Below are 19,458 nucleotides of genomic sequence, written 5' to 3'. Positions count from 1 at the left end.
CATCTTAGCACAGACACTTTAAATTCCTCCACCAACTGGAAGATGGGGTACATTCCACTGAGCCCAACATAACTTGTAATAAACCCGAAGAAAAGAGAATAATCCATGGATCAGCTCTGGGTACTCATTGTTGGTGGACTTATTGGCTGGTTAAGCGGCAACTTGATTGGGACGTACCGGGCGGTGTACTTGTGAATTATTGCGGGTTTTATCGGTTCCTGGTTAGGAACGGGATTGCTGGGACCAAGGGGGCATGTGATTGGCGGATTTCATATTATTCCAGCCATCGTTGGCTCAATAATTGCACTGCTCATCTTCTTCGCTCTGGCACGCACCGATTTGAGATTTTATTGTGCGTTGATAAAAGAAAGTCTGCCATGAACCTTTCGATAATCAAACGGTTCACGGCAGACTTTTCATAAGTTTTTAATCCATACCAGACTTAAATTTATATATAATTAATGACTAAGAAACAAATTCAAGGTTTATGTCTCCATTATTCGAGCTGACATCTAAAGTCTTAGTACCTCCACTTTTACTTTCTGGGAGATTATTTTTCCCTTTGGAGGCTTTGCTTGAAATACTAAAGACAGCTACTCACTGTAACTGACTTCACTTTCTTGTAATCATTTCAATCAGAGAGTTGTAATTTAAAGCAACTTAATTAGCTCTTCTAGCTCATCAACCAATACTTTTGCAAATTCAAAATTAGTATCTTTTAAAGCCAATTCTATTTTCATTTCAACTGCTTTTTTATTTTGTTCCGCTTCTAAATAGTCTTTATCAAAGTGACTAGCATAAATCATCTGTTTAAATTTTTTCATAGTCATTTTTCTAATCGTCTTATTGTCAATGATTAATACATAATCCATACCATTTACAACAGAATAGAAATCATGAGATATCATGAGAATTGCACCTTTATAGTCTTCAATGGCTTTTTCCAGTGCAATTTGTGTATATGTGTCTAAGTGGCTTGTCGGTTCATCAAGAAGCAATACGTTTGCATTACTAGCAGAAACTTTAGCCAATTGAAGTATGTTTTTTTCTCCACCAGATAGTGATTCAATCTTTTGATTAACGATTTCGCCTTCAAAGCCATAGTTTGAAATATACGATCTAACTTCATCATAAGTTTTAAAACCAGCATCGATGAATTCTTCTAGTATTGTATTAGAATCTTTTAGTATTTCGCCTTGATTCTGTGATAAATAAGCCACTTTAACATCATCATTTATTTCAATGGAATCATGATTATTGTTAAAGATATCTCGGAGTAAAGTCGTTTTCCCTGTACCATTTGGACCAATAATGGCTACTTTATCCGTAGATTTTATCTCAAAGCTAACATTCTCTAAAAGCAGTTCATCAAAGGCAACACTATAATTATTGACTTTTACAACAATGCTGTCTTCAATTTCATTCTCAATACCGAAACTGATATTCGGTTGCTTAATATCAACAAATGGTGCCTTAATTCTACGCGCTTCCAATCTCTCTTGAAATCTAACTCTAGCTTTTAACGCTCTACCTCTAGATGCATCTGAATTAATAGTTGCGATAGCTCTAAGATTATCAATAATGTTATCGTATCTCTCAATTTCTTCAGCTTCAGCGACTGCGATTTCTTGCAACTCCATTTTTGTCTGAAGTAATGAGAAATTATACTCAATATATCGCCCATCAAACTCTTGGATCTCCGTGTTTTCAAGGTGAATAATTTTGTTGAAACAATGATTCAATAGATATCGATTGTGCGTAACAACTAGCAGTATGCCTTTGTGAGTATTAATAAGTTTTTTAAGCGCATTTAGGTTCTCAAAATCTAAAAATACATCCGGCTCGTCCATGATCATTAAGTCTGGACTATTAAGCATTTCCTTCATTACTTGAATAAGTTTGAATTCTCCGCCGCTCAGGTCGGATACCCTAACATCTTTTAGCTTCAAGAGGTTTGCTAGATTTAGCTTCTTATTAATGTTACTCTCAAAATTATCTCCGCCCATTGCATCAAATGCGTCTAAAGCGAATTGATACTTTTCGAGTAACGGCTCAATATCCGATGATGTTTCCATTTCATTACAAATAGATGTTATTTCATTTTGTAGCTTAATAAAATCTTCTCCGATATATTCAAAAACAGTTGTTTCTTTAGTTCTGTCTAGTTGGGAGAACTGACTTACATACCCAATTTTGCAGGTTGGATCTATCTCTAACTTGCCTTCGAACAAATATCTTTCTGGATCCATCAGTATATCGATCAGTGTACTTTTACCACTGCCACTTGTTCCAATAAAAGCGCAATGCTGTGACTCTTCTAACGTAAATGAAATGTCTTTATATAGTTCTTTTTGTGGAAATGAGAAGGATAAGTTTTCAACTTTTATCATAGTAGTGCCTTTCTTTATAACTAAAATGGTGACTATTTATGAAATGTATTGTCGAACACAGACTTTTAGAGTAACACTCTTTACTACCAAGTACAATTCATTTTTACCCCTTACCCTCACTTCGATATATCATGACAATGATCCACCCTACGCATCATGTTCTTGTCTCCCGACATTATTAATGAACAGATTGAAAACATAGGGACAAATTGAATAAAATAGAACTAAAAAAGAAGACATCCTTCCTAAAAATGGGGTTGAATGTCTTCTTTGTTCTTCAGTGCCCTCTCCTGTAGATTGAAGGTTTTTGCAATGGTCTGGAGCCGAGCTTAACCAGTTGAGATCCCTGCAGCTTCCTTCGGATCGTCAGTTGATTTCAATGGTCAGGGAGCTTGTGAAGTTCGCCCCCGGCTTCAGGGTGATTATTCCCTCTTTAGCTTGAAGTTCACCTTCGAAGACGTCCTTATCCGCTACTCCTTGCCAAGGCTCGATGCATATGAAGGGAGCGTTCAAAGGCTGCCAGATGCCGAGGTCAGGAAAACCCTTATAGGTGACAACTACGCTTTTGGCGGTTTGCTTGCTTCTAAGCGAAATCTGCCGAGAGCTCACATTTCGGAAAATCAATGCGCCTTCGGCGAACATTTCATGGGACAAAGGCAGGATGGTCTCTTGTTTCAGAACGGGCTCCGATTTGCCACTGATCAGCAGGCCGTCCGAAGTCAAGAACAACCTTTCAAGGTTTTCCGGTTCAGCGAACTCCAGATAGTAATCGCTCAGGCTACCGTTGTCATCAAGCGGACAATTGAACGCCGGGTGGGTCCCGAGCTGGAAGAAGATATCCTGATCATCGCTATTTTCCACCCGATAACTAAGTTCCAGTGTGCTTACATTCAGTTTATATGTAATATACAGGTTGAATTTATAAGGATAACTGGCCAGAGTTTTCTCATCATAAGAGAGGCGGTAAACCGCGTGGGTGTCGCTTTCTTGGATCAGCGTAAATTCGCTGCGTCTGGCGAATCCGTGATTGCCGATCTTATAGGCTTTACCATCCACCTTAATCTCTCCGTTCCGGGCCGCACCAATAATGGGAAACAGCACCGGAGAACGGCCTGTCCAATACGTGGCGTCACCGCTCCAGATGTATTCAGCTTCCGGATCCAGCTTTCGGAAGCTGATCAGTTCCGCCCCAAGGGTATTAATCTCAGCTTCCGTCGAACTGCTGCGCAAAATTTTATTCATTGTTGTACTCCCTTTCATACTTATAGATCAGATACCCATATTATATCAAAGTTCTTGAGGGAGTTGAGAAAACGACAGCCATTTCAATAGGGATGACGTTTTCGATAAAAACAAAGCCCAGTGATCGGGTCTTGAATCCAGATCACTGGGCTTTCTACTTTTTACGCTACACTGCAGCTTCTCCGATCATTTGCCGCTCGATTTGCTTCATCTCATAAAAATAGCCTCTTTGCTCCATCAACTCCGAATAGGAACCCGTTTCGACGACCTTGCCTTGGTCCATGACCACAATTCGATCCATCTCTTCCAATCCGGTAAGCCGATGACATATCATGATAAGTGTATCTTGAGCCGCCTGTGCGTAGAGATGCTTCATCACATGCTGCTCTGTCACATAATCCATCGATGAAGTGGGCTCATCCAGAAGCCACAGCCGTCCTTTGCGGAGCATTGCTCGCGCCAAAGCCAGTCGCTGCTTCTCCCCATCCGATAGATTCTCCCCTTTTTCATACACCATATCGGTTAACGATTTATCTGGCAGCTGCACTTTAGTCAACACATCCAACAATTGTTCGTCAGTATGCTCTTCCTCGCCGAGCAGCAAGTTATCGCGGATCGTTCCCCGGAAGAAATGACTTTGTTGCAAAACGACATTAGCCGCTTCCCAGATGCTCTTCTCGTCCAGTTCCATTACTGAAACGCCGTTTAGTTGTATATCGCCAGCCGTTGGTGTACGCAGCTTGAGCAGTAGTTCGATAATCGTTGACTTTCCTGATCCGCTCGGTCCGACAATCGCTGTTTTGGAGCCGGGTGAAATATGCAGGGAAATATCGTTAAGCGCCGGCCTCCACTCCCCTTCGTATTGAAACGTAACATCGGATAGCTCTATTGAAAAGATTTGATCAAGAGACAATGCGCCCGCTGGCTGCAAAGACTGCACGTCGGTGGGCTTAACCGTTTCCGTCAGTCGTTTGGCTGCGTGTTCGCTATCCTCCTTATACGCGGGTAATGTAGCCATCGCCGCCGCTTCTTCAAATACGGTTAACGAGGCCATGATAAGCATAGCAAGAAACACCCCGGCAAGCGCTCCGTCCATAATCAAGTAGGCTCCAAGCGCGAGTACCCCCCAGGAAATGAGAAAAGTAACCAAAGCGTGCATCGCTTGCCCGCGGAGCAAGTTCCCTGCTGCTTGCTTTTGCTCAGCTGCTAGTGTAGCGGAAGCCTGCTGAAGCTGCTGCTCCCGCTGTGCCAATTGCCCGTATACTTTTAAGTCCCGGAAACCATACAACACTTCGGTGACTTCCGTGGAAAGCTGCGCCCGCTGCTCGCGAACGCGTTCATGTATTCTCCGCTGCCCGAGCAAAACAATGCCCGGTACAACGAATCCCGCCGCGAGCATGCCTATTACAAACAGAAGAGCAATCCAGAACGAAAAGGCAGAGGTAAACAGCACGGTAGCCAAGAACACCATGACAACGATGATGGGGGGATAAGCCACTCGCAGGAAATAATTTTGCAAGCTCTCCACGTCCCCAACGATCCGTGCAAGCAAATCCCCGCTTCGATTTTTGTTCAATATACCTGGCGTTAAAGGAATAAGCTTGGCAAAAAAGGAGGTACGTAAACGAGAAAGCATTGAGAACGTCGCCCGGTGAGAATACAAGCGCTCTCCATAACGGCTTGCCGCCCGAAGCAGACCCAGCAGTTTGACCATCGAGGTGAGTACAATCAGAGTATAAAGCGGTGGCGCAAAAACGGTTTGCGAAACTAGATACCCGCTCGCGGAAAAGAGTGCCACCCCCGCTATGCCTGCGATGAATCCACCCAGAATCGAAAGCAGGATGTCTTTTCGCTCCTGAATCATCGCCTTCGACAGAACAACCAGTTCATTCATGATGCTTCCCCCCTTTTGCGCTCTATATCGATCATCTCGGCATACTGTGGCAGGCGCTCCAGAAGCTCATCATGCCGTCCGGCGTCCACTAACACGCCATGGTCCATAAACAAGATCTTGTCGGCTTGCTGAATGGTATATAATCGGTGAGCCACCGTTATCATCGTAGCCGTTTTTGCCAGTTTCGCAATGGAGCGTTGAAGTACCTGCTCTGTGTGCAAATCAAGTCCAACGGTAGGCTCATCAAACAGAATGATGGCAGGCTGCTTCAAAAAGGCTCGTGCCAAGGCAAGCCGCTGTCTTTCCCCGCCAGATAGTCCCCTGCCTCCTTCACCAACAAAGGTATCCAGTCCATGCTCCAATTGGGCTGTAAGCGTAGCAAGCCCGGCTTCCTCCGCTGCCCGCTCTATTTCAGCACGGGTAATGTTCCCACCAGCACCAATTGCAATATTTTCAGCCAATGTGCCTGCAAAAATATACGGATGCTGTGTAATGTAGCTAACATGCTTAAACCATGCATCCTCATCCAATTGGGGGAGCGGGCTTCCATTCACCCGAACCGTTCCCGATGCTGGCTTCAGCAAACCTGCAATGAGATGGAGCAAAGTCGTTTTGCCGGAGCCGCTTTTGCCAACGATAGCGATATGTTCTCCCGGACCCATCGTGATCTCTCCCGTCTTAAGCTCGAAAGAATCAGAAGCATATTGAAACCGGAGATGGTCCAGTTCCATGATTGGCGGCATGTTGTCGATCCGGGCGATTTTATCGGATGGTCCTGCACCTTCAGTGCTATTCGGGTCTTCGCTCATTCCTGCAGTTTCCTCAAGCATTTCCTCCACCTTATGAATAGCGCCCATACTTGTTCGACCGCTGTGAAAGGCGGTTCCCGTATTCTTTAACAGGCTGTAGAACTCGGGAACGAGCAGCAAAACAAGAAACGCGGTGTGGAACGTCATCGATTTGAAAACGAGCAGCTGGATGGCCAGTTCGAGCGCGACAATGCCGATACTTAGCATCACGATCGACTCCAGCATGAAGGTATTCGTAAATGCAATCTTCAAAATGCCCATCGTGGCATCTCGGTAGCCCAGACTGCTGCGTTCAATCTCCTGCTGCTGCCGGTGAGCACGTCCGAATATTTTTAGCGTCACCAGTCCTTGAAGAGAATCCAGAAATGTACCAGAGAACTCGGCCAGCTGTGCATATTTTTCTTCGGATTTGTTCTTCGTTTTAAGCCCCACCAAAATCATGAACAGCGGGATGAACGGGGCTGTAAACAGCATAATGAAACCTGTGTTGGCATGCTCAGTAAATGTAACGATGAGAATCAAAATAGGGATGATCGCCGCTTCCATCATACGGGGCATGTATTGACTGAAATAACTGTCAGCCTCATCCACAGCATCTAGTGCAAGACTGACCTTCCCTCCTGTCTGTCCACGAAGGGTTGAAGGCATGGAGGCATGAGTCAAGTTCTGCAATACGGCTGCTCGCATATTCGTCTTGGCCGTGGCAGCCATACGCAGTCCAACTTTACCGTTTCCATATGACAACAGCGTGCGTACAACCATAACAACCAGAAGCAGGCCAAGCAGCACGATAACCGATGAAAAGGTAGCACGCTCCACAAAAACCCGCTGGACTGCTTCAGCAAGTAATCCAGCCTGACTCAATATAGCTGCACCAAGCGCAAGTGAAATGACTGCGAGGAGAACTATATTTTTTCTTTGTGATGACATTTGCTGAGAAATCAGACTGGATTTCCTTTTCACAGTTTTCTCCTCCTTTATATACAGGCCTATGATGAATTCTCATCTACGATGTAATGGATAATTCCGCTTTATTTTTTTCCTTTTACATAATCCGCATCAAACAGGAATAATTTGAAGACCAATATCAGGGACGGGATTAACAGGAACAGACCACCAATAAATGCAGCAACTAACGCAAAGCCCATGGCTGGTGTAGTAGCGCTGCTCTGAACCGTGATGTATGGATCCAGAATATAAGGGTAGTGCCCGATTCCGTATGCGAAAAAAGCAGTGAAAAATTGCAGCATGACGCATATAAAAGCTAATCCATATCGGCGACCGTTGTATATCAGCCACATGGCGATCATGAAGAAAGCAACGGAAAGCCCTAATAGCCACCATAAATCCATCATATTTTGAAAATGCCGTTCATTGTGTTGACCCAAAAATATAAATGCTGTCAATGCAAGAATAATCGTCGGTGTGCTCCAGAATAGGGCATAGTTTCGCATCAGCTTCAGAGCAGCGTGATCCTCTGCCCGAGAAGCGTAAAATGCTAGAAATGATCCGCTAATGAACAGTACGGATACGATGGCGAGTCCAACGATGCTCCAGGATAACGGATGGGTAAACAGCTCCCAGTAATCCAGAGAAACCGTCTCACCCTGCTTCACAATAAAGCCGCCTTCAGATATCGTCAACGCCACGGATAACGAAGCCGGAATAAGTAACCCTGTAGCTCCGTATAAAAATAAATACACAAGGCTTTTCTTAGAACCGTAATTTTCAAATGCATAGAACGAGCCGCGAATGGCAAGCAGTATCACCGCTATGCTTGCTGGAACAAGCAGTGCGGCGCCATAATAATAGGCCGTGTCCGGAAAAAATCCGACGATACCAATATAGAAAAAAACAAAAAATACATTCGTGATCTCCCAAACGGGTGATAAATAGCGGGAAATCAGACGGTTAATCAAATGATCCTGCTTCGTCAAACGTGCATAGAAAGCGAAGAAGCCTGCTCCGAAATCAATTGAGGCTATAATTAAATAGCCGTACAAGAACAGCCAGAGCACCGTGATGCCAATCAATTCGTAACTCATTGTGCAGGATCCCCCTTTTCTATAGTCTGATTAGGCTTTTCTTTTAACCATTTCTCCATCTCAACTTCTGCCGGCTTATTGTTGAACAAGCGTCTTAACACAATTACACACATGATCCCAAGTAAGATGTACAGGAGCAAGAAGACGAAGAATAAAGTTCTTACCGTCGGTGAAGTCGTAGCGGCTTCCTCTACACGCATAACTCCACGGATAATCCATGGCTGTCGCCCAACTTCTGCATAAAACCAGCCGAGCTCAACACCCAGAAAGGCGAGCGGTGTGCTGAGTGCGATGAGTCGTAGCATCCATTTGTTCAGCTCATTGCGCTTTTTCCAGATCTTAAACAGGAAATAAAGCAGCGAAATGGCAACCAGAGCAAATCCAATTCCTGCCATTAAATCAAACAAGTAATGCACGAGCAGTGGTGGCCATTCATCCTGCGGGAATTCCTCCAGTCCCGTTACCTCTGCATTAAAATCGCCAAAGGCAAGGAAGCTAAGCAGTTTCGGCAGATGAAGAGCACCCAGTACTTCATGCTCGGCATTCAGCCACCCCATTAGAATCAGGTCCGCACCACTTTCTGTCTCAAAATGCCACTCTGCCGCCGCAAGCTTCTCCGGCTGGTGCTCAGCCAAAAACTTGGCGGACACATCCCCGGCGAGCGTGTTCAGCATGCCGAACAACAAAGCAACAGCCATCATGAGGTTCAAGGCTTTTTTGTGATAAGCGGAAACTCCTTTTCTTAGCATCGCAAAGGCTGCAATTCCGGCTAATAGAATCGCCCCTGTCAAATAGGCCGAGCTTAACACATGGAATACCTTGGAGAACGTCGCCGTATTCAGCATCGCTTGGACTGGATCAACCGCTGTGAATTGACCTGCTTCCAAGACAAAGCCTTCGGGCTGGTTCATAAATCCGTTGACCGTCGTAATAAACACAGCAGACATGCCTGCCCCCACCACAATCGGAATCGTCAGCATCCAGTGGATATACGGTTTTTTAAATCGATCCCAGGTGTACAAATAAATGCCAAGAAAGATAGCTTCAAAAAAGAATGCGAACACTTCCATGAATAACGGCAGTGCGATGACGTTCCCAGCCATCTTCATAAAGTTCGGCCACACCAGGGCCAGCTGCAGGGAGATGATTGTACCGGTCACGACACCAACCGCAACCGTAATGACAAATCCCCGTGCCCACCTCTTCGCCATCAATGTATAATGGGGATCTTTCTTGCGGATCCCGATGAACTCTGCAATTGCGATCATTAATGGTATACCAACGCCAATCGTTGCAAATATTACGTGGAATGCGAGTGTCAAACCTGTCACCAGCCTGCTCCACAGTACCGTGTCCATTTCCATAATAATACTGCCTCCTTTCAAACTTCTGTTTAATCCAGGGGTAAATTAATCTTTTGAACAGGCCTGCCGTCGTTCATCTGCAATCCATACTCGGGTGGAATAAGGTGTAGATCGATCTCAACTATGTAAAAAGAGATTTTTTTCACAAAGTAAGATGCTAAATTGGCTACGCCCACATCATTCTTGTGTCATACCGTACTTCGAACAGAGATCTGACGAACCTGTATAAACCTGGTACTGAATGCAGGCAAAAGTACGAGTGCGAAACCTGACCGTAAGGTTATTATATCTTTGTTCACCACGAATTCAATCAATGACACATGTTCGTCCTTGAATGTTCAAGAAAAGGTCAACCTTTTCCGACAACTTAGTGAAATACATCACAGTGGACAATAACATAACCGCAAAAAAATGGACCAGAGGAGTTTTGTACTCCTCTGGTCCACTGTTTCTTCCACCCGGTAGGTTCTTCAATTTCATTTAAACATCATCCTTAATCTAGCACACGAATGTGCATGGCTCAATATTTATTCCAACGGCTTTCTTTCCCTCAATAATTTCTAAGATTCTATCGACCAAAAGAAAGGGATATCTATGGGGAATAAGCTCTTTAATTTGATTAATATCAAGCATGAATTTCCTCCTCTAATATTGGCTTATAACCATTTTAACGTCATTTGGAGAAATCATCCATTATTATACTGATCTGCCCGTTAGCTTAATGAATTAGAGAAGTGTAAATAACTATAAACTTATCTAATCGGTAATCGGAATATGTTCTTGTCACCCGACAGATGATTTGTGTCACAATTGGCGTGTTTGCATCGGATCAATCAATTTATCACTCTCCTTCTCTTCAAAAATTAAAAAGCTGCTGATAGCCGATAACGAGCCGTCAATCTGTTCACCCATCCAGTTTGCAGCTATATATATGAATATTTTTATTTATGAAACTCATAGCGGTAACCATTTTTCTCATCAAGGTAGGTGTATTTATACCATCTTAATACCTACCTATGCTTAAATTTAGTATATAAAAAAGTCCTATCTCATAGCTCAAAACGATGAAAAAGAACAGGACTTCTTCTGTCCTTATCTTTAGATTTGATATATGATGTCACAACTCATGGAATTTAGCATCAACACTAGTATCTTTGATCCAATTAGTATGTGTATATTACATAGTATTTTGTACATAGGTATATCTTTGTCGTTCGAATAATTTAATTAGTTGCATAATTTTTTATTTAAATGTGTCAGATAACGATTAACAGCAAATAATTAGGAATTATGCAACTCCAAAACAAATACTTCTCCTCGGCCAATGCGTCAGACAACCTGCCCCTGACGCTCTGCCGGTGCAGCCGAATATCGGGCCAGCTCTGCCTGCAGCTCGTTCAGCGCGTCATCCAAGCGTTCTCTGAGCTGCTCCGTTATGTCGTAACCGCCGAGTTCTAGGCGGGTGACCCACTGATCTACGGCAAACACCCCGCTGAGAATGTTGGTTCCTCCGAGTACGGATAACACCGGCTTCAGTGCATAATCCACGGCAAGCAAATGCGCGATGGTGCCCCCGATAAACAGCGGAAGCACGACCTTACCCTGCAGGCCTTTTTGGGGAAGGAGATCCAGAATCGTCTTCAACGCTCCCGAGTAGGAAGCTTTATACACCGGGCTTGCAATGATTACGGCAGCTGCTCCTTCAACGGCCGCGATGGCCTGCTTGATGGCCGGACTGTTAAAATCGGCCCGCAGCAAATCCTCAGGCGGGAGATCCGCTGCCGAGACGAATTCGATTTCGTAGCCGGCAATGACCAAGCGGTCCTCTAAATATTGCGTCAGTCCGAACAAACGGGACTCTTGATTCGGGCTTCCCGCTATAAATGCAATTTTTGTCATGGTCTTCCTCCTTATTCGTAAACGTCATGTACGGCTAAGCGTACCCATATTCGCGTCCCATGCACCAGGACATCCTCATCCAGACGAATCGGGGCTGGTGTATCGCATGCACGATTCCCCGATCCGGATTCCCGCAGCCGATGAATCCAAAGGCACCAGGGACCTGATCCAGTACCAACCGAAATCCTCGCCCGCCAAGCTTGGTGAATGGAGCCCCTGCTCTTGCTCCTCACCCAGCACCTTCCCTGCGGCTTGCGTCATACGACGCAGCGCGGCTCCGTCATTGACCACGGCCATCCCTTCTCGAAGCTCCAGCTTTTATAGGTCCCTCCAGATCCTGGAGAGCTCTTCCCGAAGCTCCCCCGCAAAAACCATCATGTCATCACGCTCTACTGCAGCCTTCATGCGAATCGTCCCTTAGGAACGGGCAGCAACTACCTGAACCTTGCTGTACCGGTTCTCGGGTACGGGCAATCCCAAATTGCCGCGCAGCGTGTCGCTCTCGTACTCGGTTCTGTAGATGCCTCTCTCCTGCAGAATCGGCACGACATGATCCACAAAATCCTTCAGTCCGTTCGGCACCGCTGCGGTAATCATGAAGCCGTCGGCTGCCCCGGCTTCGAACCAAGCCTGGATCTTGTCTGCCACCTGCTCCGGCGTGCCGATAAACCCGCCGCGCGGCGTGGCCGACTGTAGCGCCACTTGCCGAAGAGTAAGCCCCTTCTCCTTGGCATCCCTTTTGATTTTGTCGGTACCGCTCTGGAAGCTGTTCTTGCCCAGGTCGCCCAGCTCAGGGAACGGCTCATCCAGCGGATACTGAGAGAAATCGTGATGCTCGAAGAATCGGCCGAGATAATCCAGGGCATTCTCGATGGTCACAAGGCTGGCCACCTCCTCATATTTGCGCTCGGCCTCCTCCGGCGTGCTGCCGATGATCGGGCTGATGCCGGGAAAGATCAGCACATCATCCGGATTCCGGCCGAATCCCGCCGCCCGCGCCTTCACGTCCTGATAAAAGGCTGCCGCAACCTCCACAAACTCATGTCCGGTGAATACCGCGTCGGCTTCCTTGGAGGCATAGTTCTTGCCGACCTCGGACGCGCCCGCTTGAAAAATGACCGGCTGCCCCTGCTTGGAACGGGCGATGTTCAGCGGCCCCTTCACGGAGAAGAACTCGCCTTCGTGATTCAGCGCGTGCATTTTCTCCGGATCGAAGAATACGCCCGTCTCCTTGTTCCGCACGAAGGCATCGTCCTCCCATGAATCCCACAGACCCCGGGCAACCTCCAAATACTCCGTTGCGATCCGGTATCGCTTATCGTGCTCCGGATGCTCCTTCTTGCCGTAATTCAAGGCAGAACCCTCCAGCGGAGAGGTAACGATATTCCAGCCTGCGCGTCCGCCGCTGATCTTGTCAAGCGACGCGAACTGCCGGGCCACGGTGAACGGCTCGCTGTACGAGGTGGACAACGTACCGACAAGACCGATGTTGGTGCTAACGGCGGCCAGAGCGCTTAGAATGGTGATCGGCTCAAAGCGGTTCAGAAAATGCGGTATCGATTTTTCGTTGATATACAAGCCGTCCGCGATGAAGATCAGGTCGAACTTGCCCTCTTCGGCTTTCTGAACCCACTGCTTATACAGATCAAAATTGACGCTTGCGTCGGGCTGCGCATCCGGATGCCGCCACATGGAGGTTCCTCCGCCCACACCGTGCAGGAGCGCCCCCAATTTCAATTGTCTTTGCTTTGCCATGTTCCATTCCTCCTTATCGATCTTAGCGCCCTCGTCTCACACGGGAGCGGCAGCCAGTTTAATGCGTTCGATCTGCCCAAGATGATTCTGTACGTGACGGGTAAAACCGCTGATGATATCCGAGACGCTGACGGTCTCCCCTTTGAAATTGATGCCGGTTTTGACCGCATCGGCCGCGCTCAAACGACGAAGCAACAAGCTGTTATAGTGCAGCAGCGCCCGGAATGTTTCCAAAATATCCGCGGCTCTGCCTTCGTTCGAATATTGACCGCTGACCCAGGCATCCTGATTAAACGAGGGCAGCTGGGCCGTCGTCCCGGCCAGAATGTCCCGGATTCGGAACGAGATCACGATGCTGTGATCCACCAGATGGGAGAGCACCTCCTGTACGCTCCATATGTGTGGTGCCTGCTTCCATTGGAGCTGATCCTCGCTAAGGCCGGCGACGGCGGCCAGCAGTTGATCATGCGTATTAACAAAGGCTTCAATAGGGAATTTGCTCATTCGATCTCCTCCAATACAAACTCGATAATGACCTGCCCCGATAGAAATAACGAGGAACTGCCCTTCGCATAACGCTACAGTCCGTGTTCAGGGCCTATTCATGGCGAAGCATGAAATAGGAGCAAGGCTTCCATTCCAACGACAATAACAAAAGAACTCCTTATCGCGAAGTCTCCCCGCCGGCATGATAATGCCGGAGCGCCTGCTCCGCCAGCCTCGTGAAGAAATCGATGCTGACCGGAATCGCCCGCTCATCCAGATCAAAAGCCGGATGGTGCCACTCCTGCGTGCCTGCGGTTCCCATGAAGACAAACAACCCGGGAACCTCGCGCTGGTACACCGCAAAATCCTCCCCGGCCGGCGAGGGAACCGGTATCACCGCCTCATATCCTGCTTCATCAGCAGCGGCATAACCGAGCTCCGCCAGCTTGCGGTCGTTATGGACCGGCGGCGGTCCTTCGATCCAGCGCACGGCAGCTGTCGCTCCGAAAGCTGCCGCCACGCCTTGAACGACTTGGTCAAATCGTTCGAGCACCTGCTGCCTGACGTCGTCGTCAAAGGTGCGGATGGTTCCTTCCAGCAGCGCTTTATCCGGAATCACGTTCCACGCGGTTCCGCTATGCAGCTTCGTCACGCTGATGACGGCACTCTTCAAGGGGCTCACATTGCGGCTTACAACGGACTGAAGGGCCGTAATGATATGCGACGCGGTCACGATCGGGTCAAGGCCCGCTTCGGGCACGGCCGCATGGGATCCCTTCCCCGCCACTTCAACCACGAAGCCGTCGGCGGCGGCCATCAGCGGACCTTCCTTAATGCCAATAGTCCCAACAGGCAGGTCCGGCTTGTTATGCATGCCGAAGATCGCCTGCACGCCTTCGAGCGCCCCGCTGTCGATCACCTGCTTCGCGCCCTTGGCCTTCTCTTCCGCAGGCTGAAAGATCAGCCGGACGGTTCCTTTCAGCTCCTGCTCCCGCTGCTTCAGGGCATACGCCGTTCCGATCAGGGCAGCCGTATGAAAATCGTGCCCGCAGGCATGCATTTTGCCGGGAATCGTCGAGGCGTACGGGAGTCCCGTCTCTTCCTGGACCGGCAGGGCGTCGATGTCCGCTCGCAGCGCTATGATCGGCCCCTCTTGAATTCCGCCGACTTCGGCGATTACGCCTGTCGCAAGCGGATACTCCGTGACCCGTATCCCGGCTTCCTCAAGCCAGCCCCTGATCAGCTGCGTCGTCTCGAACTCCTCGTTCGACAGCTCCGGATACCGGTGCAGATGGCGCCGAATCTCAATAAATCGATGGATGTCTATATTCGTGGATAGAACTTGGCTTGGCATTCGTAAAACCTCCTAAATAGTCACGGATCTATGGCCGTCTCGATTACGCCTCGGCAGGAACCTCAGCCAACGCCTCGCTCAGCAGCTCGAATGAGCGGATTCGCTTGTCAAAGGGCTGGATATTGCTGGTGACGATAATCTCGTCGACGCCCGAAGCTTGCTGAAGTCGGAGCAGCTGCCCACGCACGGTTTCCTTTGTCCCTTTGGTGATGAACGGCTCCTGTTCCACGATCGTGTACGGCTCTCCTGCCTGGCGACCGAATTCTTCGGCCTGTTCCCTCGTCCCCAGCGCCAGCGTCCGGCCGCTGGCCAGATGAATCTTCACCAGCTTCAGCGATCCTGCCAGCTCCGCCGCTTCCTCCTCCGAATCGGCCACGATCACGGACAGGGCGACAAGAATCTCCGGTTCTCTGCCATGGGAGTAGTCAAACGTGCTCCGGTAAACGCGAACGGCCTCCAGCGCTGCGGATTCATCCCCGTTGATGAAGAGGGAGAACACATAGGGCAGTCCGAGTCCGGCCGCAATTTCCGCGCTACCTGCGCTAGCACCCAGCACGTACAGCTCAGGCGCGGTCTCCGGCAGCGGAGCCGCGCGAAGCCCGGCGAGCGGATGATCCTCTTCCAGCGTGTTATGAACAAATTGGCGAAGCTCGACGATTTTATCCGTTAACGACGCGTCCTCCTGAACGCCCCGCTGCAGCGCCTGCGTACTGCGCGGCAAACCGCCCGGGGCGCGCCCGATGCCCAGATCCACGCGTCCCGGAGCGAGCGCGGCCAGCACGTTGAAATTCTCCGCTACCTTGTAGGGACTGTAATGCTGCAGCATGACGCCGCCGGATCCCACGCGGATGGTTTGGGTTTTGGCTAACAGGTAAGAGATGAGCACCTCCGGCGAAGACCCCGCCACATGGTCCGAATCGTGATGCTCGGATACCCAGAAGCGCCGGAAGCCGAGCTCCTCCGACTTTTGGGCAAGCAGCACGGTGTGCGCGAACGCCTCCGCTGCCGTTTCCCCGGGATATATTGGACTTTGGTCAAGCACGCTTATCGTAATTCCCATATTGGTTGGCCTCCTAAATGCTATAGTTAAGCTCAGGCGTGATCCGCTTCAGGAACTGCTTGGTCCGTTCTTCGCACGGATGATGGAATAGCTCGGACGGGGGGCCCTGCTCCACGATCACGCCATCGTCCATGAACACGACGTGGTTCGCCACATCCCTCGCGAAGCCCATCTCATGCGTTACCACGATCATGGTGATCCCCTCCTTCGCGATTTTGCGAATGACCGCAAGCACCTCGCCGACAAGCTCCGGGTCGAGCGCCGACGTCGGCTCATCGAACAGGATCACCTCCGGCTCCAGGGCGAGCGCCCTGGCAATGCCCACCCGCTGCTGCTGTCCGCCCGAGAGCTGACTCGGGTAGGCATCCAGCTTATCGGCCAGACCCACCTTTTCGAGCAAGGCGATGCTCTTCAGCCTTGCCTCGGCCTTTGGCATTTTTTTGACGACGACTAGGCCTTCCATCACGTTCTCGATCGCCGTCTTATGCTTGAACAGATTGTACTGCTGAAACACCATGGCCGATCTCTGGCGTAGTTCATGAATCTCCTTCTTGGTGGCGCGCTTGCACTGGACACGGTAATCGCCGATAGCAATCTCGCCGCCATTCGGCTTCTCGAGATAATTCACGCAGCGCAGCAGCGTGGTTTTGCCGGAACCGCTCGGCCCCAGAATGACCACCACTTCCCCTTTGTTTACCGTCAGATCAATGGATTTCAGCACCGGGTTCTTGCCGTATGACTTTGAAATATCGGTCAGTTGAATCATGCGACGCCCCCCCGATTGTAGAGATTGATTCGTCTCTCGATGATCGCGGTCAGTCTTTCGATGAGAAGCGTAAGCCCCCAGAAAATAGCTGCCGCCGCCAAGTACGATTCGAAGAACTTCCAGTTGGTCGAAGCCACGATCTGAGCCTGCGCGTTAATGTCCACAACCGACACGGTAAATGCCAAGGTCGAGCCATGAAGCATGCCGATCACCGAATTGGAGAGGTTTGGCAGGCTGACCGCCAAGGCTTGGGGGAATACGATCCTCCGCAGCGCCTGCCACGTCGTCATGCCGATCGAATAGGCTGCCTCCAGCTGCCCCCGGTTGACCGCGAGCAGGCCGGAACGGATCACTTCGGACATATACGCGCCTGCCGTAATCGAGAATGATATGAACGCAAACCAGATCATCGGAATGGAGGATGACTTAAAGCCCCAGCCCATCTGGGCGGACAGCGCATCCACCAGCACCGGCAGGCCGAAATAGATCAGCAGCAGATGCGTCAGCATGGGAGTGCCCCGGATAAAAGTCACGTAGGCAGTGGCGATCTGGCTGAGCACAGGCACCTTATAGATCTGGGCAAATGCCGCAATAAGCCCGATCATAAATCCGGCCGTGACCGATACGGCGGTGATCAACAGCGTTGTCGGGATCGCGGACAGCAAGTTTACAAATGCCGTCCATATGAAGGATGGATCGATTTTCACAGCTCCGCGCCTCCTTTTTCAGGTCGCATTCCGGCGATGATGCGGCGGTAGGACAATTTCTTTTGCATACGGAATCTTTCACGTGCCGCCGACTCCGGAGCCTCATGACGCATCAGGCGCCGCTCCGCTCCCAGCAGCAGTTTCTCCAGCGTAAAGCTGATGACTAGATAGATGAAAGCCAGCGCTAGATAAGCTTCGATAAAATGCTGGGTGATATTGCCCAGGGTTTGCGCTTTTCCCGTCATCTCCATGAGCCCGAGGGTAAACGCCAAGGAAGTATCCTTCAGCAGGGCAATCACCATATTCGAAAATACCGGAACCGCGATCGCGAGCGCTTGAGGGAGGACGATCCGAAGGAAGGCTTGATGTCCCTTCATCCCCATGGCGTACGCCGCCTCTACCTGGCCTCTGTCCACCGCCGTTACCGAAGCCCGGATCATCTCCGACATGAAGGCACCGGTATGAAGCCCGTAAGTCAGGATCACGAATACCATGACAGGCGCCCGTGACATGTCGATATGAACCAGCTTCAGCATCTCCGGCAGACCGTAATAGAACAAGAAGAGCTGGATCAGGATCGGCGTTCCCCTGAAGAACGAAATGTACACCTTGGAGAACGCGTTCAGCACCGGGATCCGGTAGAGGCGGGGAAGGGCAACCAGAAATCCGACGACGATTCCCACCAGCAGAGAGCCTGCCACGATCAGCATCGTGACGCCTAACGTCGACAAGAGCTTAGGCAGAAAGCTAAATACATACGAGAAATCGAACGGTGCACCCATGGACCCCGTCTCCCTTCTACTAGGTTTATCTCATCATGGATTCGACGACGTGAAGTCGTCCCCCAGCCATTCCTTGCTCAGCTTGGTCAGCGTTCCATCCGATTTTAGCTCCCTGATCGCATCGTCAACCGCATCCGACAGCTTCTGGCTGTCCGGGTCATCCTTGCGGAATACGAACAGGATGTCGGCCTCCGACAGGTGGTCGCCCGTTGTTTTCAGCTTTCCTTGCGGGTCGATCAGCGGCAATGTAAAGTCCGCCCCGACGGTTGCATCCACCCGGCCCGTCGTAATCTGGCTCACGGTATCATTCGCCGCGCCGTTCTGATAGACAATGTTGATCGCATCGTTATTTTCCTTGTTGTAGTTCTCCAGAATCTGAGCAGCCGCACTGGTTGCACCGGTCAGTACCTTTTTCCCCTTCAAATCATTCAGCGATTGAATGGAGTCGTTCTCCTTGGCGACGATGATCTTATTCCGCCAGTAGGCGTAAGGCTCTTTATTGAACAGGTACTTTTCCGTTCGCTCCGGATTCTTCTCCATCTGGTGGGCCACAAAATCAATTTTCTTCGTTTCCAGGCTAAGCAGCAGATTGGAAAACTCCTGGGTCTGCAGCTCGAACTCATACTCCGGCAAACGTTGATCAATCTCCCGTACCAGTTCAACGTCAAAGCCGGTCAGTTTTCCGTTCTCGTCAATAAAGCAGATTCTAGGAAAGGCCGTGCCCGTGCCGACAACAATCTTTGTTACTTTTCCTTCTGCCGCGTTCGCCGTGCTATCTTTTTGTGCCTCTCCACTCTTCGTGCCTGTTCCGCATCCGGCGATCACCCCTGCCAACGCGATTACAACGGCTGCCACGATTGATTTCTTCACGACCTCATCCCCCTTCACTCTTGTCCCGATCCGTA

16 protein-coding genes and 2 pseudogenes are annotated in these 19,458 nt (G+C 49.4%); 1 reads left to right on the top strand and 17 read right to left on the bottom strand.

Features of this window, described 5'->3' with window-relative positions; all coding sequences use genetic code 11:
- Positions 1–105 precede the first annotated feature (105 nt).
- Positions 106–381: pseudogene (locus ABEQ74_RS12485) on the top strand (GlsB/YeaQ/YmgE family stress response membrane protein).
- Between the two features lie 269 nt (positions 382–650).
- Here ABEQ74_RS12485 and ABEQ74_RS12480 read toward each other — a convergent pair.
- The 17 genes and pseudogenes from ABEQ74_RS12480 to ABEQ74_RS12400 form a co-directional block, all read right to left on the bottom strand.
- Entirely contained in the window at positions 651–2,390 is a 1,740-nt protein-coding gene (locus ABEQ74_RS12480) for an ABC-F family ATP-binding cassette domain-containing protein (protein ID WP_430122500.1), read from the bottom strand.
- A 366-nt stretch (positions 2,391–2,756) separates the two neighbouring features.
- Complete coding sequence (locus tag ABEQ74_RS12475; RefSeq protein ID WP_430122499.1) at positions 2,757–3,632, bottom strand: aldose 1-epimerase family protein; 876 nt, start codon at positions 3,630–3,632, stop codon at positions 2,757–2,759.
- A gap of 166 nt (positions 3,633–3,798) precedes the next feature.
- Complete coding sequence (gene cydC / locus ABEQ74_RS12470) at positions 3,799–5,526, bottom strand: thiol reductant ABC exporter subunit CydC (protein ID WP_430122498.1); 1,728 nt, start codon at positions 5,524–5,526, stop codon at positions 3,799–3,801.
- Positions 5,523–7,298, bottom strand: a complete 1,776-nt coding sequence (gene cydD / locus ABEQ74_RS12465) for a thiol reductant ABC exporter subunit CydD (protein ID WP_430122497.1) — start codon at positions 7,296–7,298, stop codon at positions 5,523–5,525. Before cydD ends, cydC begins: the two co-directional genes overlap by 4 nt.
- Before the next feature lie 68 nt (positions 7,299–7,366).
- Positions 7,367–8,380 (bottom strand): cytochrome d ubiquinol oxidase subunit II, encoded by a 1,014-nt coding sequence (locus tag ABEQ74_RS12460; RefSeq protein ID WP_430122496.1) that lies wholly within the window; start codon positions 8,378–8,380, stop codon positions 7,367–7,369.
- Positions 8,377–9,744: a cytochrome ubiquinol oxidase subunit I gene (locus ABEQ74_RS12455; RefSeq protein WP_430122495.1), complete on the bottom strand. Its 1,368-nt coding sequence runs from the start codon at positions 9,742–9,744 to the stop codon at positions 8,377–8,379. The genes ABEQ74_RS12460 and ABEQ74_RS12455 overlap by 4 nt, the downstream gene beginning before the upstream one ends.
- A gap of 528 nt (positions 9,745–10,272) precedes the next feature.
- Positions 10,273–10,377, bottom strand: a pseudogene (locus tag ABEQ74_RS12450) (3-hydroxyacyl-ACP dehydratase FabZ); the annotation flags it as partial.
- A 696-nt stretch (positions 10,378–11,073) separates the two neighbouring features.
- Entirely contained in the window at positions 11,074–11,643 is a 570-nt protein-coding gene (gene ssuE / locus ABEQ74_RS12445; protein ID WP_430122494.1) for an NADPH-dependent FMN reductase, read from the bottom strand.
- Between the two features lie 75 nt (positions 11,644–11,718).
- Positions 11,719–11,940, bottom strand: coding sequence for a hypothetical protein (locus ABEQ74_RS12440; RefSeq protein WP_430122493.1), 222 nt, complete (start codon positions 11,938–11,940; stop codon positions 11,719–11,721).
- 120 nt (positions 11,941–12,060) lie between these two features.
- Positions 12,061–13,398, bottom strand: coding sequence for an LLM class flavin-dependent oxidoreductase (locus ABEQ74_RS12435; protein WP_430122492.1), 1,338 nt, complete (start codon positions 13,396–13,398; stop codon positions 12,061–12,063).
- Positions 13,399–13,434: 36 nt separating this feature from the next.
- A complete protein-coding gene (locus ABEQ74_RS12430; protein WP_430122491.1) occupies positions 13,435–13,902 on the bottom strand; it encodes a DinB family protein in 468 nt (155 codons plus the stop codon).
- Positions 13,903–14,062: 160 nt separating this feature from the next.
- Positions 14,063–15,238 carry a M20 peptidase aminoacylase family protein gene (locus ABEQ74_RS12425; protein ID WP_430122490.1) on the bottom strand — a complete coding sequence of 392 codons (1,176 nt, stop codon included), beginning with the start codon at positions 15,236–15,238 and terminating at the stop codon, positions 14,063–14,065.
- A 43-nt stretch (positions 15,239–15,281) separates the two neighbouring features.
- Positions 15,282–16,298: an LLM class flavin-dependent oxidoreductase gene (locus ABEQ74_RS12420; RefSeq protein WP_430122489.1), complete on the bottom strand. Its 1,017-nt coding sequence runs from the start codon at positions 16,296–16,298 to the stop codon at positions 15,282–15,284.
- A 13-nt stretch (positions 16,299–16,311) separates the two neighbouring features.
- Positions 16,312–17,064 (bottom strand): amino acid ABC transporter ATP-binding protein, encoded by a 753-nt coding sequence (locus ABEQ74_RS12415; RefSeq protein ID WP_430122488.1) that lies wholly within the window; start codon positions 17,062–17,064, stop codon positions 16,312–16,314.
- Entirely contained in the window at positions 17,061–17,771 is a 711-nt protein-coding gene (locus tag ABEQ74_RS12410; RefSeq protein ID WP_430122487.1) for an amino acid ABC transporter permease, read from the bottom strand. The genes ABEQ74_RS12415 and ABEQ74_RS12410 overlap by 4 nt, the downstream gene beginning before the upstream one ends.
- Positions 17,768–18,553, bottom strand: coding sequence for an amino acid ABC transporter permease (locus ABEQ74_RS12405; protein ID WP_430122486.1), 786 nt, complete (start codon positions 18,551–18,553; stop codon positions 17,768–17,770). The genes ABEQ74_RS12410 and ABEQ74_RS12405 overlap by 4 nt, the downstream gene beginning before the upstream one ends.
- A 33-nt stretch (positions 18,554–18,586) precedes the next feature.
- The gene (locus ABEQ74_RS12400) at positions 18,587–19,423 is read right to left on the bottom strand and encodes a transporter substrate-binding domain-containing protein (protein WP_430122485.1); all 837 of its coding nucleotides are present in this window, start codon (positions 19,421–19,423) and stop codon (positions 18,587–18,589) included.
- Positions 19,424–19,458: the final 35 nt, after the last annotated feature.

It is taken from the genome of Paenibacillus solani (assembly GCF_050475945.1).
Lineage (GTDB): Bacteria > Bacillota > Bacilli > Paenibacillales > Paenibacillaceae > Paenibacillus_AQ > Paenibacillus_AQ solani_A.
Note: the sequence above shows the minus strand (reverse complement) of the source record. Positions and strands in the feature narration are given on the sequence as shown.